The sequence below is a fragment of the Streptomyces erythrochromogenes genome (assembly GCF_040684695.1).
In the GTDB taxonomy this organism is placed as follows: domain Bacteria; phylum Actinomycetota; class Actinomycetes; order Streptomycetales; family Streptomycetaceae; genus Streptomyces; species Streptomyces erythrochromogenes_C.
In genome coordinates this window covers 1-14,158 of the sequence record NZ_JBFBGM010000001.1, presented here as the reverse complement: position 1 = coordinate 14,158, position 14,158 = coordinate 1, and the positions used below count along the sequence as shown (strand labels likewise).

Sequence of the window (14,158 nt, the reverse complement as noted above, 5' to 3'; positions counted from 1 at the left end):
CCGCCGGAAGCGGCCGACCGGAAGCGCGCCTTCGCGCCGCGCGGGGACGTCCGGGCGCCAAGCCGCGTGTTGCACGGTGGAGTTCGCACGAGCGGCTGGTAGCGTCACCCGCCCTATGCAGCCTCACCACGCCCACGGCACCATATCCGTGCACCTCGCGCGGTTCATCGTCGACGCCCTGCGCCGCTCGGGCGGGGACGTGGGCAGGTTCGCCCGGTTCCACGACCTCGGGCCCGAAGTGCTGGGCAACGAACTGGCCCGGGTCTCGACCCCGTCGGCGCTGGCCGTGTGGGAGGAGCTGACGCTGACCGAGCCGGGCACGGCGGTCGGCGCCCTGCTCACCGACGAGGCGCCGATCGGCACGTTCGGGCTGTGGGACTACCTGGTCACCAGCGGGCCCACCCTTCGGGAGTCGCTGCGGCTGGTGGTGGAGTACAACGCCGTCATCGGCGACGCGGCGCACGAGAAGCTCCTCGTCGAGGAGGACGGGCGCAGCTTCACCATCCGCCATGCGACGGGGAGTTGGGGACCGGACGTGGTGGAGGCGATCGACTGGTTCGCGCTGGCCATGTTCCTGACCCGGGCGCGGGCGGCCACCGGGCGGGCCCTCGCCCCGCTGCGCGTCGGCGTCACGCACGGCGCGCCCGGCGGGTACCGCCGGCTGGCGGAGTTCTTCGGCACCACCCGCATCGACTTCGGGGCGCCGTACAACTCGATCACCTTCCACGACGACGACGTGCGGGCGCCGTTGCCCAAGGCGCAGCCGGGGCTGGACCGCCTCCTGGCGCAGCAGGCCCGGCTGACCCTGGCCGCCGCCCAGCCGGTCGTGCTGTGGCAGGACAGCTTCCGGATGGTGCTGGCCGGCGCCTTCCGGGAGGACGCCGTGAGCCTGGAGCACGTGGCGGGACGGCTGGCGATGAGCCCGCGCACGCTGCAGCGGCGCCTTCGGGAGCTCGGTACGACCTGGCGCGAGGAGGTCGAGTCCGTACGCCAGGAACGGACGATGGAACTGCTGCGCGGCACCGATCTGCCGTTGCAGGTGATCGCGGCCCGGGTCGGTTACAGCGACATGCGCGCACTGCGCCGGGCGGTGCGTCGCTGGGACGGGCGGGCGCCCCGCGACATCCGCAACGCGGCCGTGCCCGAGGCACCCGCCGTCCCGACCGCGGGCTGACCCCCGACGCCCGTCCCGACCACCGGCCGGCGCCCCGGGCGGCGACCGACGCGCCTACTTCATCGGGTACTTGGTCTTCTCCGCGAGCCTGCCGTCCTTGAAGCAGAAGCGGAACACCGTCTCCTTGCCCATCTCGGCGTCGCCGGTGGATATGTACCAGGCGCAGGTGCTGCCGTCCGGCTCGACCGGTCCGCCCTCCTTGAGGGCGCTCTTGACGAAGCTCTCGCCCGACGGGAGCTTCGCGCGGACGTCGCTCTCGGCGTCGCCGGTCTTCACGCCCTCGTAGACCGTGGGGTCGACCATGCTCTTGTCGGCGACGTCGACGAGCTTCCCCATGCCGAAGACCACCGCGGCCACGACACCGATGCCCAGCACCAGCGCCACGCCGCAGCCGATCAGACAACCCTTGCGCTGAGCCACGCCCGTTCCTCCAAGTCGCTTCGCGTCCGGCGGTGATCGCCTGGACGCTCACACCCTCGCAAGGGACGCGGGCCACGGGCTGTCCTCGAAAGTCGCCACCCTCCGCAACGATCGTCGTTCGAGGTCGGCCCGGCGTTGCGTGTATACAGGGAGAAGATCGACTTTCCGGGCGGAACGAGAGGAACCCATCGTGAGTGAGCGGACCATCGAGCCTCTGATCGTCGTCGGCGTGGACGGTTCCCGCCATTCCAGGGCGGCCGTGCGCTGGGCCGTGGAGCAGGCCCGGCTGGTGGGCGGCCGGGTGCACGCGGTCATGGCCTGGGAGTGGAACCGCAACCCCTTCGCCATCGGCATGGCGGAGGCCCAGTTCGCCGAGCAGGAGGCGGTGACGGCCGAGGAGGCGGCCCGCCGGAAGCTCGCGGACACGGTCACCGCGGCCGTCGGGGCCTCCCCCGGCGTACCGGTCTTCCGGCGCGTCGAACAGGGCTCGCCGGCGCAGGTCCTGGTGGACGCCTCGCAGGAGGCGGACCTGACGGTGGTCGGGACCCGCGGGTACGGCGGCTTCAAGGGCGCGCTGCTGGGATCGGTGAGCCAGCAGGTCGTGCAGTACTCCGCCGGCACGGTGGTGGTCGTCCGCGAGGACGGGGACAAGGACGAGGACAAAGACGGGGACGGGGACGGCGGCGGGGCCTGACCGCCGACGGACGGCCCCTCAGGCGGCGGGTTCCGTCAGGTCCCGCGGGTCGGTGTTGGCCCCGCACAGGATGACCGCGACCCGCTCCCCCAGCGGCTCCGGCGCTGCGCGCAGGGCGGCCAGGGCGGTCGCCGCACCGGCCTCGACCACGATCCGGTGCTCCTCCCAGAGGCCGCGCCGGGCCGCCGTGATCGCCGCGTCGGGGACCAGGACCGAGGTCACGTTCTTCTGCTGCGCCGCCGCCAGCGCGTCGGCCGAGACGCGGGTGGCGCCCAGGGAGTCGGCCGCCACCGAGTCCACGGCGACGTCGACGGGCCGGCCGGCCTCCAGGGCGGCGTTCAGGGCCCGGCAGTTCTCCGGTTCGGCCGCGACGACGTGTACGCCGTGTTCGCGCGCGGCGGTGGCCACGCCCGCGAACAGTCCGCCGCCGCCCACCGCGACGACCACGGTGTCCAGCCCGGGCAGGGCGGCGCGGATCTCGTCGAGCAGGGTCCCGGCGCCGGCCGCGATCAGCGGATGGTCGTACGCGTGGCTGCTCAGCGCCCCGCTCCCGACGGCGAACTCCCGGCAGGCGGCGAGCGCTTCGGCGTACCGGTCGCCGACGAGCCGGACGTCGGCCCCGTAGCCGCGCAGCCGTTCCACCTTCACGCGCGGGGCGTTGGCGGGCAGGAAGACCGTCGCGGGCACGGCCAGCGCGCGGGCGGCCCAGGCGCAGGCCAGCCCGGCGTTGCCGCCCGAGGCGATCGTGACGCCGGCGGCCGGGAGGGTGCCGGCGTCGTGGTGGGCGGCGAGGAAGTTGCGGGCGCCGCGCGCCTTGAAGCTGCCGGTGTGCTGGAGGTACTCCAGTGCGTACCAGACGCCGTCGGCCGCGGGTGCCACCGTGACGGGGCGTACCCCGCCGTCGATCCGCGCGGCGGCGGCGCGCACGGCGGCGTAGTCGAGTTGCTGCGGACGGTCCATGGTCGTCTCTCCCCATCGGGTGGCGGGCCGGAAATCAGGTGGTGGGCCGGGCGGCCCCGATCAGGCGGCGGGCCGGGCGGCCTCGATCAGCTGGCGCAGGGCGCCGTAGTACACCTCGTGGTCCGTCAGGGCGGGCAGTACGTCGGACAGTCCGCCGGAGAGCACGGGGAACTCCTCGGGGTCGAGCGCGGCCAGGGCGGCGCGCGAGGCGGAGGTGGCCGTGGCCGGATCCCGGTGGTCCACGAAGGCCGCGCTGCCCAGGGTGAGCAGGTACATGCGGCGGTACGCGGTGATCGCCTCGGTGACGGTCATGCCCGCGGCCACGCTGTCGGCGAGGGCCGGCTCGACCAGCCGGGCCAGCAGCTGCCGGCCGAGCCAGGGCCGGCCGCCGCGCAGGACGAGCAGTCCGGGGTGGGCGGTGAGCAGCCGGTACAGCGCGCGGAACCGCTGCTCGGTGGCCTGCGCCCAGTCGGTGCCGGCGGGGATCTCGGGGAGCTGCGCGGCCAAGTGCTCGGTGCACAGGTCGAGCAGTCCGGCGAGGTCCGCGCAGCGGCGCTGGACGGTGGCGTGGGAGACGTCGAGGCGGTCGGCGAGGGTACGGAAGCTGAGGCGCTGCGGCCCCTCCTCGTCGAGGATCCGCAGGGCGGCCACGGCGATGGCTTCGGGTGTCGCACGGTCCAGGGCGTCGGATCTCCTCGGCATAGATACAACGTATCATACGCCGTATCTCATCTTTCGTGTGACACCAATTGCAGCCATATTGCTGGTCATCAGCCGACAATCAGCGACTTGCGTTGACACTGCGTAGTCGCCTCGGTGCACTGGGCCCACGACTGCCCCCACGTCAAGGAGACCCAGTGCCGCCTCGCCTGCGCGCAACGCTCCCCTGTCTGACCGCGGCCGCCCTGTTCGCCCTCGCGCTCTCCCCCGCCCCGGTGGCGGCGGAGCCCCGGGCGACCTCGGACACCCCGCTCGCGCTCACCCCTCCCATGGGCTGGAACAACTGGGCGCACTACATGTGCGACATCGACGAGGCCAAGGTGGTCGCCAACGCCGACGCACTCGTCTCGACGGGGCTCGCGGCCAAGGGCTACGACACGGTGACCGTCGACGACTGCTGGATGACCAAGAGCCGCGACGCGCGGGGGAACCTGGTGGTCGACACCGCCAGGTTCCCGCACGGCATGGCCTGGCTCGGCGAGTACCTGCACGCCAAGGGCCTGAAGTTCGGCATCTACCAGGACGCCGGATCCCTCACCTGCGAGAAGTACCCGGGCAGCGGAGCGCCCCAGGGCGGCGGGCCCGACCACTACGCCCGGGACGCACGGCAGTTCGCCTCCTGGAAGGTGGACTACGTCAAGATGGACGGCTGCAACCTGTGGGTACCGGAGGGCCGGACGAAGGAGCAGGCCTACCGGGACGCCTACAACGCCGTCGCCGAGGCCCTGCGCGAGAGCGGCCGCGACATGGTCCTGTCCGCGTCCGCGCCCGCCTACTTCCAGCAGGGCGAGTGGGGCGGCTCCGACTGGCACCGGGTGCTCGGCTGGGTCGGCGAGACCGGGCAGCTGTGGCGCGAGGGCAAGGACATCAAGGTCTACAACCCGGCCGCGCCCGCCACCTCCCGGTGGAGCTCGGTCCTGGGCAACTACGGCTACAACCGCTGGCTCGGCCGCTACGCGGGCCCCGGCAACTGGAACGACCCCGACTTCCTCCTCACGGGCGCCCCCGGCCTCACGGCCGCCGAGGGCCGCAGCCAGGTCGCCCTCTGGGCCATGATGGCCTCCCCCTTCATCCTGTCCTCCGACGTCTCGAAGCTGACCCCGGAGGGGCTCGCCGCCCTCGGCAACACCCGGATGATCGCGCTCGACCAGGACCCGATGGGCCGTCAGGGCTCCGTGGTCTCCTCCAACGCCACCTTCGAGATCCTGGTGCGCCCCCTCGCGAACGGCGACCGGGCGGTGGCCGTGCTCAACCGCTCGGCGAACACCCGCGACATCCGGGTCCCGCTCGACGAGATCGGGCTGACCGCGTGCACGGCCGACGCCCAGGACCTGTGGAGCGGTGCGCGCACCCGGGTCTCCGAGGCGCTGACCGGCAGGCTGGCCGGCCACGACACCGCCGTGTGGCGGCTCAGCCCGCGCGGCTGCGCCGAGGCCGTACCGACCGGGCAGATCGTCGGTGACGGCGCCCGCTGCGCGGACGGGGCGAACACCAGCGGTGTCGGCGCGGTCGTGATGGCGGCCTGCACCGGAGCCCCCGACCAGCGGTGGTTCGTCGGCGACGACGCCCGCCTGCGGCTCGCCGGCGAATGCCTGTCGGCGGGCGAGAACGGCTCGGTGGAGCTGGCCGACTGCGCGCCGCGGCAGAACGGGCAGCCCGGCCAGAGCTGGTCCCACCGCCGGGACGGAGCCCTGGTGGAGGAGGTCAGCGGGCTGTGCCTGACCGCGCCCGCCGCGGTCGCCACCCCCGACGCGCCCGCCGAGCGGCTCCGGCTGACCGCCTGCGGCGACCACCGGGTCGACCAGGCCTGGTCCCTCCCGGTCTGAGGCCCGGTCGCACCCATGACCAACGAGAAGCCGAACCCGCAGCGGACGTCGGAGCAGGAAGCGGTGTCCCGACGCGGACGCCGACTGCCCTCCACCCGCCCGCTCTCCCTCGCCGCGCTCCCCGCGGCGCTGCTGGCCGTCGTCTGCGCCGCTCCCGCGCCCGGGGCCACCGCCCCGGGCGCGGGGGCTCCCCCGCCCGCCGCCGTCACGACGGAAGCCCGCACCGACGCACGGGCCGGCGTGCGGACGGACGCGCGACGGGCCGCGACCTTCGACACCGCGCCCGCCCGGGCCGCCCTGCAGCGGCTGCTCCCGCGGCACGCACGGCAGTTCACCCTGGTGCCCGACCCGGCCGCCGGGCCCGACGCCTTCACCGTGTCCGGGACCGCCGGGGCGATCACCGTGCGCGGCAGCACCGGAGCCACCCTGCTCACGGGCGTCGGCTGGTACCTCCAGCACGTCGCCGGGGCCGACATCGGCTGGCCCGGCGAGAGCATCGGGATGCTGCCCGCCCGGCTGCCGGCCGTCCCGGCACCGGTCACCCGGGCCGCGCAGGTCCCGCACCGCTACGCCCTCAACGACACCGACGACGGGTACGCGGGCCCGTACCGCACCTTCGAGGAGCACCAGCGGCAGATCGACCTGCTCGCGCTGCACGGCATCAACGAGGTGTTCGTGCAGGTCGGGGCGGAGTACCCGTACTACCGGGCGCTGCAGCGGTTCGGGTACTCCGCCGAGGAGCTGCGGCAGTGGATCCCCGGCCCCGGCCACCAGAGCTGGTGGCTGCTGCAGAACCTGAGCGGCTTCGGCGGCCCGGTCTCCGAGCGGCTGATGCGCGAACGCGCGGAGCTCGGCGGGCGGATCGCCGACCAGTTGCGCGGGCTCGGGATGACGCCGGTGCTGCCCGGCTACTTCGGCACCGTGCCGCCCGGCTTCGCCGCCCGCAACACCGGGGCGGCCACCGTCGCGCAGGGCGACTGGGCGGGCTTCGACCGCCCGGACTGGCTGGATCCCGCCTCGCCCGTCTTCGCGAAGCTGGCCGCCGCCTACTACGGGGAACAGCGCGCGGTGTTCGGGGACAGCACGATGTACCGGATGAGCCCGCTGCACGAGGGCGGGCAGACCGGCTCCGTCGACGTCGGGGCGGCGGCGGGCGCCATCCAGGACGCCCTGCACGCCGCCCACCCCGGCGCGCTGTGGGCGGTACTGGGCTGGCAGGACGATCCGACCGCGGAGCTGCTGGCCGGGGTGGACACCTCGAAACTGCTGATCCTGGACGGGCTGTCCGACCGGTACAACCGGCTCGACCGCGAGCAGCGCTGGGGCGGCGCCCCGTACGCGATGGGCACCATCTACAACTTCGGCGGGCACACCACGATCGGCGCCAACACCTCCGTGTGGCTGGAGCGGTTCGGCCCCTGGCGCGCCAAGAGCAACAGCGCGCTGACGGGCATCGCCTACCTCCCGGAGGCCACCGGGACCAACCCGGCGGCCTTCGACCTCTTCACCGACCTCGCCTGGGAGCCCGGGCCGGTCGACCAGCGCGCCTGGTTCGCCGCTTTCGCGGCCCGCCGCTACGGCCGGGCCGACGCCGGGGCCGACGCCGCGTGGGAGGAGCTCCGCAAGGGCCCGTACAGCACCTCCTCGGGGCTGTGGTCGGAGTCGCAGGACAGCCTCTTCAGCGCCCGGCCGAGCCTGACCGCGGCGGGGGCGGCGTACTGGAGCCCCAAGTCGATGCGCTATCCGGCCGGTTCGGTGCGCCGGGCACTGGACCACCTCCTGACGGTGGATCCGGCGCTGCGCGGATCCAGCGCCTACCGCTTCGACCTCGTGGACACCGCCCGCCAGGCCCTCGCCAACCACTCGCGGGTGCTGCTGCCGAGGATCAGGGCGGCGTACGAGGCGAAGGACCTGGCCCGCTTCCGCGCGCTGACGGCCGAATGGCAGGACGGGATGCGGCTGTTGGACCAGGTGACCGGATCCGACCCGAACCTCCTCCTCGGGACGTGGCTCTCCCGGGCCCGCTCCCGGGGCGCCGACCGGGCCGAGCAGGACCGGTACGAGTACGACGCCCGCTCCCTGCTGAGCGTGTGGGGCCGGCGCAGCACCAGCGAGGGCGGGTTCCTGCACGACTACGCGAACCGCGAGTGGAGCGGCCTGGTGTCGGAGTTGTACGCCCCGCGCTGGGCGGCCTACTTCGCGACGCTGGACGAGGCCCTGGTCTCCGGGGCCGCTCCGCGGGAGATCGACTGGCACGCCTTCGAGGAGGAGTGGGCCGGGCGGACCACCCGGCATCCGGACCGGCCGAGCGGGGACCCGTACCGGCTGGCCGCGGCGGTCGCGGCGGCCCTCCCGGCGGCGCCGCCCGCCGGCTGACCGGGGCACGGCCTACACCACCCGCGGTGCCGGTGATCGCCCGATCTCGGGATGATCACCCGCCAGGAGGAAAGTCGGTTCCCGTGCGGGGGAGTTCGCGGGCTGCGGTTGGCCCGGCGGGGACGGTACTCGGTTGACTGGCGCGGAGAAGACCAGGGGCGGCCGCCGGAGCGATCCGGTGGCCGCCCCTTCCGATGCCGCGAGGCGCGACGCGACCAGGGGTGCACCCGAGCATGTCCCACACCGAACACGACCAGTCCGCGTACCGGCGGGAACAGGAGCAGCAGCAGGAGCGGCCCGCGGGCGCCGGCTCCGCCGCCGCGTCCCTGGAACTGCTGACGCTGCTCGCCGCCGGGGTGGCCGACCTGGCCCTCGACCAGCTGCGGCAGACCGCCGACCGCGCACAGGACGCGCTGCGCCGGGCCGACCTGCGCGAACTGCTCACCGACGGGGTGGTGGAGCTGCGCAAGCGCGGCGAACTGGCCACCCGCCGGGCGGGCACGGGCCACGAGAACTACCTGGAGACCATGGCCCGGCGCGCCGCCGGGCAGCGCACCCCCGAGGGCCGCCCCTGTGCATGACCACACCGGCTTCAAGGAGCGCATCGACGAGGTGCTGGTCCGGCTGGCCGACGACGAGGAGCGGGCCCTGCTCGGGCTGCACGCGGAACTCACCCCGCTCTCGGAGCAGTTGCGCCGGTCCCTGGCGCAGGGCAAGCGCATCCGGGCCGCGTTCCTGTACTGGGGGTGGCGGGCGGCGGGCCAGCCGGACTGCGAGGGGGTGATCCGGGCCGCGGCCGCCATGGAGCTCGTCCACGCGGCGGCCTGCACCCACGACGACATCATCGACGACAGCCGGATGCGGCACGGACAGCTCACCGCGCACGCCGCCTTCGCCGCCAACGGGCAGCGCTCCACCGCCCTCGCGATGATCCTCGGCGACCTGCTGATGGGGTACGCCGGGCACGTCTTCACCTCCTGCGGGCTGCCCGGCGCGTACCTGGCCCGGACCGTCCCCCTCTGGTCCACGCTGCTGCGCGAGACGATGGCGGGCGAGTTCCTGGAGGTGCTGCGCACGGAGGCGCGGGCGGACCGGGAACCGCTGGTGGCGGAGTCGCTGGAGGTAGCCCGCTTCAAGACGGCCAAGTACACGGTGGAGCGGCCCCTGCACCTCGGTGCCACCCTCGGCGGCGGCTCCGGCGCCCTGCTGGAGTCCTTCTCCGGCTACGGCATCCCGCTCGGCGAGGCCTTCCAGCTGCGCGACGACCTGCTGGGGACGTTCGGCGACCCGGCACGGACCGGCAAGTCGAACCTGGACGACCTGCGGGACGCCAAACCCACGGCCCTGCTCGCCCTGACCGTGGCCGCGGCCGGCCCCGACGACCGCCGGCTCCTCGCGAAGCTGGTCGGCAACCCGGAGCTGTGCGAGGAAGAGGCCGCCTCCGTACGCGAGCTGATGGAGCGGTGCGGGGCCCGGCAGCGGGTGGAGGACATGATCCGCGAGCGCATCGGCCGGGCCGGGGCCGCGCTGGACCTCGCCCCGATGCCCGCGGAGGCCCGGTCCGCGCTGAACGGTCTGGCCGCCACCGCCGCCGACCGCTCCCTGTAGCCGACCGGCCCGGCCGCCCGCTCCCTGCCGCCCCGCACCCGAAGAAGACGACAAGGACGACCGACGTGAACGCCAACGCCACCAAGACCGCCCCGGCGCGCCCCCGTTACGACCACGCCGCCCTCGACGCCCTGAGCACGCAGGGCGACCCGCTCGCCGACGAGACCGTCGCCGAGATGTTCCGCCGCAAGGAGGTCGGCGACCTCAACACCCTCATGCGGTTCTTCACCACCGCCGGCGACAAGCTCCCCGAGCAGCTCCCGCGGTCCGCACGCACCTACTTCGAGGCGACCGCCATGCCCCCGAGCTGGGTGGACTGGGACGTGATGGAGCAGGCCAGGCTGTTCTTCATGGACAACGCGGCCCACATCAACACCGGCCTGTCCTTCGCGGCCATGCCCGCGACCTACGCCGTCCCGCGGCTCTCCCGGCTGCTGGCCTCGACGCACTCGATGGCGTACCCCTCGCGCCGGATGGCCAACACCGGGCAGTTCGTCACCTACCTCATGCAGACCAACTCCTTCGCGGAGGGGAGCAAGTTCATCCCGGCCGCGCAGAAGGTGCGGCTGCTGCACGCGGCGGTCCGCCACCACCTGCGCCACGGCGGCCACTGGGACGTCGAGAAGGACGGGGTGCCCATCTGCCAGGAGGACATGATCGGCGGGCAGATCTGCTTCTCGCTGCTGGTCCTCGACGCCATGCACCGGCTCGGCATCCACATGAGCGAGGAAGGCGCCGAGGCCTACTTCTACGCCTGGCGCGTCGTGGGCGCGATGCTCGGCTGCGACATGTCGGCCGTGCCGGAGAACCTGACCGAGGCCCGCGACTACTGCGACCTCTACCTCCTGCGCAACCTCGGCCCCTCCCCCGAGGGGGTCCGCCTCAACGCCCAGCTGATGCGCATGTACGAGGACGTGGTCCCGGGGACCTTCTTCGACCCGATGGTCCCCGCCACCGTCCGGTTCCTCGTCGGCGACACCATCGGCGACTGGCTGGAGATCCCGCGCACCGCCTGGGACACGGCGGCCAAGGCGGTGCCGGTGTTCCTCGGGCTGCTGGAGACCATCGAGGACAGCAGCCCGTACGCGGAGTGGGCGCTCGACAAGGCCGGCTCGCTGCTCTCCGGCTTCGAGCTGGCCTCCCTGACCCGTGGCAGGGTCATGCACCACGCCATCCCCGCGGAGCTGAAGGACGACTACGGGGTGAAGGCGCCGCGCACCGGGCGCTGGGTGCCGCCGGCACCCGTGCACTGACGGGCCCCGCGCCCTCGCGCCCCCTTTCCCCTGCGCCCGCGCTCCCCGTGGCGACGACGCGCCGCGCCCGGGACCGGGGCAGACTGGCGGTGTGAGGGCAGAGCGGGGCGGCTCCCGAAGGCCGCGGCGCGCGGTGGGCGCCGTCTGCGGCGTCGTCGCCGCGTTCGCCGGCCTCGCGGTGGCGGAGCTGGTGTCGGCGGCGGTCCGGCCCGAGGCCTCCCCGGTGACCGCCGTCGGCGCGGCCGCCGTCGATCTGACGCCCACGGCCGTCCGCGAATGGGCCATCGCCCTGTTCGGCACCGCCGACAAGGCGGTGCTGACGCTCGGCATCGTCGCCGTCCTCGCCGCGGTCGCGGCCGGGGCCGGACTGCTCGCCGTGCGCAGCCTCCCCGCGGGGATCGCGGTCGCGGGCGGTTTCGGACTGCTGGGGGCGGCGGCCGCGCTCAGCCGGCCGGAGGCCGCGTGGCAGGACGCGCTGCCCTCGCTCGCCGGCGGGCTGACGGCCGCCGGCGTGCTGTGGCTGCTGGTCGCCGCGGCCACGCGGCCCCGCCCGTCCGGGGCGCCGGCCGGCAGCGGCCCCGCGATGGACCGGCGCGGCTTCGGCCGGCTGGTCGTCGGCGTCCTGGCGGCGTCGTCCGTGGCCGGTCTCGCCGGACGGCGCCTGGGCGCCCACGGCTCCGCCGGGGCGACCGCGTCCCGGGCCGGCCTCGTCCTGCCGCCACCCGCCGTGCCCGCACCGCCGGTGCCGGCCGGCGCGGACCTGCGGGTACCGGGGCTCGGCCCCTTCCTCACCCCCGCCCCCGACTTCTACCGGGTGGACACCGCGCTGGTCGTCCCCCGCGTGGACGCCGACACCTGGCGGCTGCGCATCCACGGCGAAGGCGTCACCCGCCCCCTCACCCTCGACCTGCGGGAGCTGCTCGCCCGCCCCCTGGTCGAGCACGACATCACCCTCACCTGCGTGTCCAACGAGGTCGGGGGCCCGTACGCGGGCAACGCCCGCTGGCTCGGCGTACGCCTCGCCGACCTGCTCCGCGAGGCCGGGGTGCGGCCCCCGTCCCAGGGCGGGACGGCCGACCAGCTCGTGGCCCGCTCCGTCGACGGCATGACGCTGGGCACGCCCGTCGAGACGGTCATGGACGGCCGGGCGGCACTGCTGGCCGTGGGGATGAACGGCGAGCCGCTGCCCTTCGCGCACGGCTTCCCCGTGCGGATGGTCGTACCGGGCCTGTACGGGTACGTCTCGGCCTGCAAATGGCTGACCGAGCTGCGCCTGACCACCTTCGCCGCGTACGACGCGTACTGGGTGCGCAGGTCCTGGGCGCAGCAGGCCCCCGTGAAGACCCAGTCGAGGATCGACACCCCGCGCCCGTACGCGGCCCTGCGACCGGGCCGCGTGGCGGTGGCGGGGGTGGCGTGGGCGCAGCACCGGGGGATCCGGCGGGTCGAGGTACGGGTGGACGGCGGCCCCTGGCAGGAGGCGCGGCTCGGGGCGGCGGACGGCGTGGACACGTGGCGGCAGTGGGTGTGGCCGTGGGAGGCGACGGCGGGGCCGCACACGCTGGAGGTCCGGGCGACGGACGGGACGGGCGCCGTCCAGACCGGGGTCCGCGGCGGGACCGTGCCGGACGGGGCGACCGGCTGGCACGCGGTGGAGGTCCGCGTCCGGGCCCCGGGCTGAACGGCCGCTCCTCAAGCGCTGGCGGGGCTGCGTCCGCCGGGCGGCGAGGAGGTGCCCCGGTCGGCCGTGTCACCCGGGGAACGGCTCCCGCGTGCGGCGGGTGGGACCGCCGGTTAGCCTGCCGGGACGAGGCCTGTGATCACTCGGGGGGACCTTCGCCTTCGACCCGCAAGGGAGGGCCGCCGTGCGGCGCTACCGGACCTTCACCGCCGCCTGTCTGGGCAGTCTGCTGCTGGGCGCTTCACTGGCGGGCGGCTGGACCGCGGGCGGTGCCGAGAGCCCCGGGCGCGCCGCTCAGCAGTGTCCGGCGGGCCAGGTCTCCCGGGCCGGCACCTGCCTGCCCGACGACACCGAGGAGTTCGTCGCGCGGCAGGTCGCGGACGCGCTGAAGACGTACAAGCTCACGGCGGCGATGGCCGGGGTGTGGGTGGACGGCGAGCGGGTCTCGACCGCCGCGGCCGGGGAGACGATGACGGGCTTCCCCGCGACGACGGACATGCGCTTCCGCATCGGGTCGGTCGCGATCCCCCTGATGACGACCGAGCTGCTCAAGCTGGTCGACCAGGGCAGCGTCACGCTCGACGACAAGCTCTCCCGCTGGCGCCCGGACCTCCCGCACGCGGACGAGATCACGCTGAGGATGCTGGCGTCCGCCTCCTCCGGGTACGCGGACTACGTCACGGACAAGGCGTTCATCGCCGCCCTGTACAAGAACCCCTTCCGGCACTGGACCGGCGAGGAGCTGGTGGGGATCGCGATGTCCCGGCCCATGGCCCGGCCGCCCGGTTCGGGCTTCGCCTACTCGCACGCGAACTGGGTGCTGCTGGGCGACGTCATCGCCCGGGTGGAGCAGCGGCCCCTGGGGGACGTGATGCGCGAGAACGTCCTCGAACCGATGGGCCTGACGCAGACGGCCGTCTCGTCGAGGGCCGAAATCCCGGCGCCCGTGCTGCACGGCTTCGACAACGAGCGCGGGGTGTTCGAGGACTCCACCTACTGGAACCCCTCGTGGACGCTGGCGGAGGGGGCGGTGATGACCTCGACGCTGGAGGACATGGCGAAGTCCTTCGCGGCCATCGGTGAAGGGACGCTGCTGACCCCCGAGTCGCACAAACTCCAGCTCACGCCGGTGGTCCAGGTCGAGGGGAACGCCTGGTTCGCCCTGGGGCTCCCCGTGGAGAACACCTGGATCCTCCAGAACCCGTCCTTCGCGGGGTACGCCGGTACGGTCGCCTACCTCCCGTCCCGCAAGCTCGCCATCGCGACGGTGGCGACCCAGGGCCTCGGCAGCACCGTCCAGAACGCCAGCTCGAACGTGCTGCAGGCGATCGCCGCCCACCTGGCCCCGGAGCGGCCGGCCCGGTTCCGGTCCTGGCCACGCTCCTGCTCGAAGACGGTCCAGCGCAGGTCGAGTGCGGCCCGGTCCCGGCGCAGCCGCGCATGGCG

12 protein-coding genes are annotated in these 14,158 nt (G+C 74.3%); 9 read left to right on the top strand and 3 right to left on the bottom strand.

From position 1 onward, the window contains the following. Nucleotides 1-115 precede the first annotated feature (115 nt). The gene (locus tag AB0O53_RS00060; protein ID WP_365192313.1) at nucleotides 116-1,174 is read left to right on the top strand and encodes an AraC family transcriptional regulator; all 1,059 of its coding nucleotides are present in this window, start codon (nucleotides 116-118) and stop codon (nucleotides 1,172-1,174) included. Between the two features lie 54 nt (nucleotides 1,175-1,228). On the opposite strand, the gene AB0O53_RS00055 is transcribed toward AB0O53_RS00060, so the two are convergent. Further along, nucleotides 1,229-1,594, bottom strand: coding sequence for a hypothetical protein (locus AB0O53_RS00055; protein ID WP_350991732.1), 366 nt, complete (start codon nucleotides 1,592-1,594; stop codon nucleotides 1,229-1,231). A 190-nt stretch (nucleotides 1,595-1,784) separates the two neighbouring features. Here AB0O53_RS00055 and AB0O53_RS00050 point away from each other — a divergent pair, with 190 nt between their 5' ends. Further along, nucleotides 1,785-2,288: a universal stress protein gene (locus AB0O53_RS00050; RefSeq protein ID WP_365192311.1), complete on the top strand. Its 504-nt coding sequence runs from the start codon at nucleotides 1,785-1,787 to the stop codon at nucleotides 2,286-2,288. 18 nt (nucleotides 2,289-2,306) lie between these two features. On the opposite strand, the gene AB0O53_RS00045 is transcribed toward AB0O53_RS00050, so the two are convergent. Beyond that, nucleotides 2,307-3,248, bottom strand: a complete 942-nt coding sequence (locus AB0O53_RS00045) for a serine/threonine dehydratase (protein ID WP_365192309.1) — start codon at nucleotides 3,246-3,248, stop codon at nucleotides 2,307-2,309. A 60-nt stretch (nucleotides 3,249-3,308) separates the two neighbouring features. Further along, complete coding sequence (locus AB0O53_RS00040) at nucleotides 3,309-3,950, bottom strand: TetR/AcrR family transcriptional regulator (protein WP_365192307.1); 642 nt, start codon at nucleotides 3,948-3,950, stop codon at nucleotides 3,309-3,311. A gap of 155 nt (nucleotides 3,951-4,105) precedes the next feature. Here AB0O53_RS00040 and AB0O53_RS00035 point away from each other — a divergent pair, with 155 nt between their 5' ends. The 7 genes from AB0O53_RS00035 to AB0O53_RS00005 form a co-directional block, all read left to right on the top strand. Beyond that, nucleotides 4,106-5,794, top strand: coding sequence for a ricin-type beta-trefoil lectin domain protein (locus AB0O53_RS00035; RefSeq protein ID WP_365192306.1), 1,689 nt, complete (start codon nucleotides 4,106-4,108; stop codon nucleotides 5,792-5,794). A gap of 15 nt (nucleotides 5,795-5,809) precedes the next feature. After that, nucleotides 5,810-8,170 (top strand): alpha-N-acetylglucosaminidase, encoded by a 2,361-nt coding sequence (locus tag AB0O53_RS00030; RefSeq protein ID WP_365192304.1) that lies wholly within the window; start codon nucleotides 5,810-5,812, stop codon nucleotides 8,168-8,170. A gap of 233 nt (nucleotides 8,171-8,403) precedes the next feature. Further along, a complete protein-coding gene (locus AB0O53_RS00025) occupies nucleotides 8,404-8,751 on the top strand; it encodes a hypothetical protein (protein WP_350991720.1) in 348 nt (115 codons plus the stop codon). After that, nucleotides 8,744-9,778, top strand: a complete 1,035-nt coding sequence (locus tag AB0O53_RS00020) for a polyprenyl synthetase family protein (RefSeq protein WP_350991718.1) — start codon at nucleotides 8,744-8,746, stop codon at nucleotides 9,776-9,778. The genes AB0O53_RS00025 and AB0O53_RS00020 overlap by 8 nt, the downstream gene beginning before the upstream one ends. Before the next feature lie 65 nt (nucleotides 9,779-9,843). After that, entirely contained in the window at nucleotides 9,844-11,031 is a 1,188-nt protein-coding gene (locus AB0O53_RS00015; RefSeq protein ID WP_365192301.1) for an oxygenase MpaB family protein, read from the top strand. Nucleotides 11,032-11,122: 91 nt separating this feature from the next. Next, nucleotides 11,123-12,712, top strand: coding sequence for a molybdopterin-dependent oxidoreductase (locus AB0O53_RS00010; RefSeq protein ID WP_350991714.1), 1,590 nt, complete (start codon nucleotides 11,123-11,125; stop codon nucleotides 12,710-12,712). A gap of 184 nt (nucleotides 12,713-12,896) precedes the next feature. Beyond that, nucleotides 12,897-14,158, top strand: a 1,262-nt coding sequence (locus AB0O53_RS00005; RefSeq protein ID WP_365192299.1) for a serine hydrolase domain-containing protein, incomplete at its 3' end; no start/stop codon positions are given.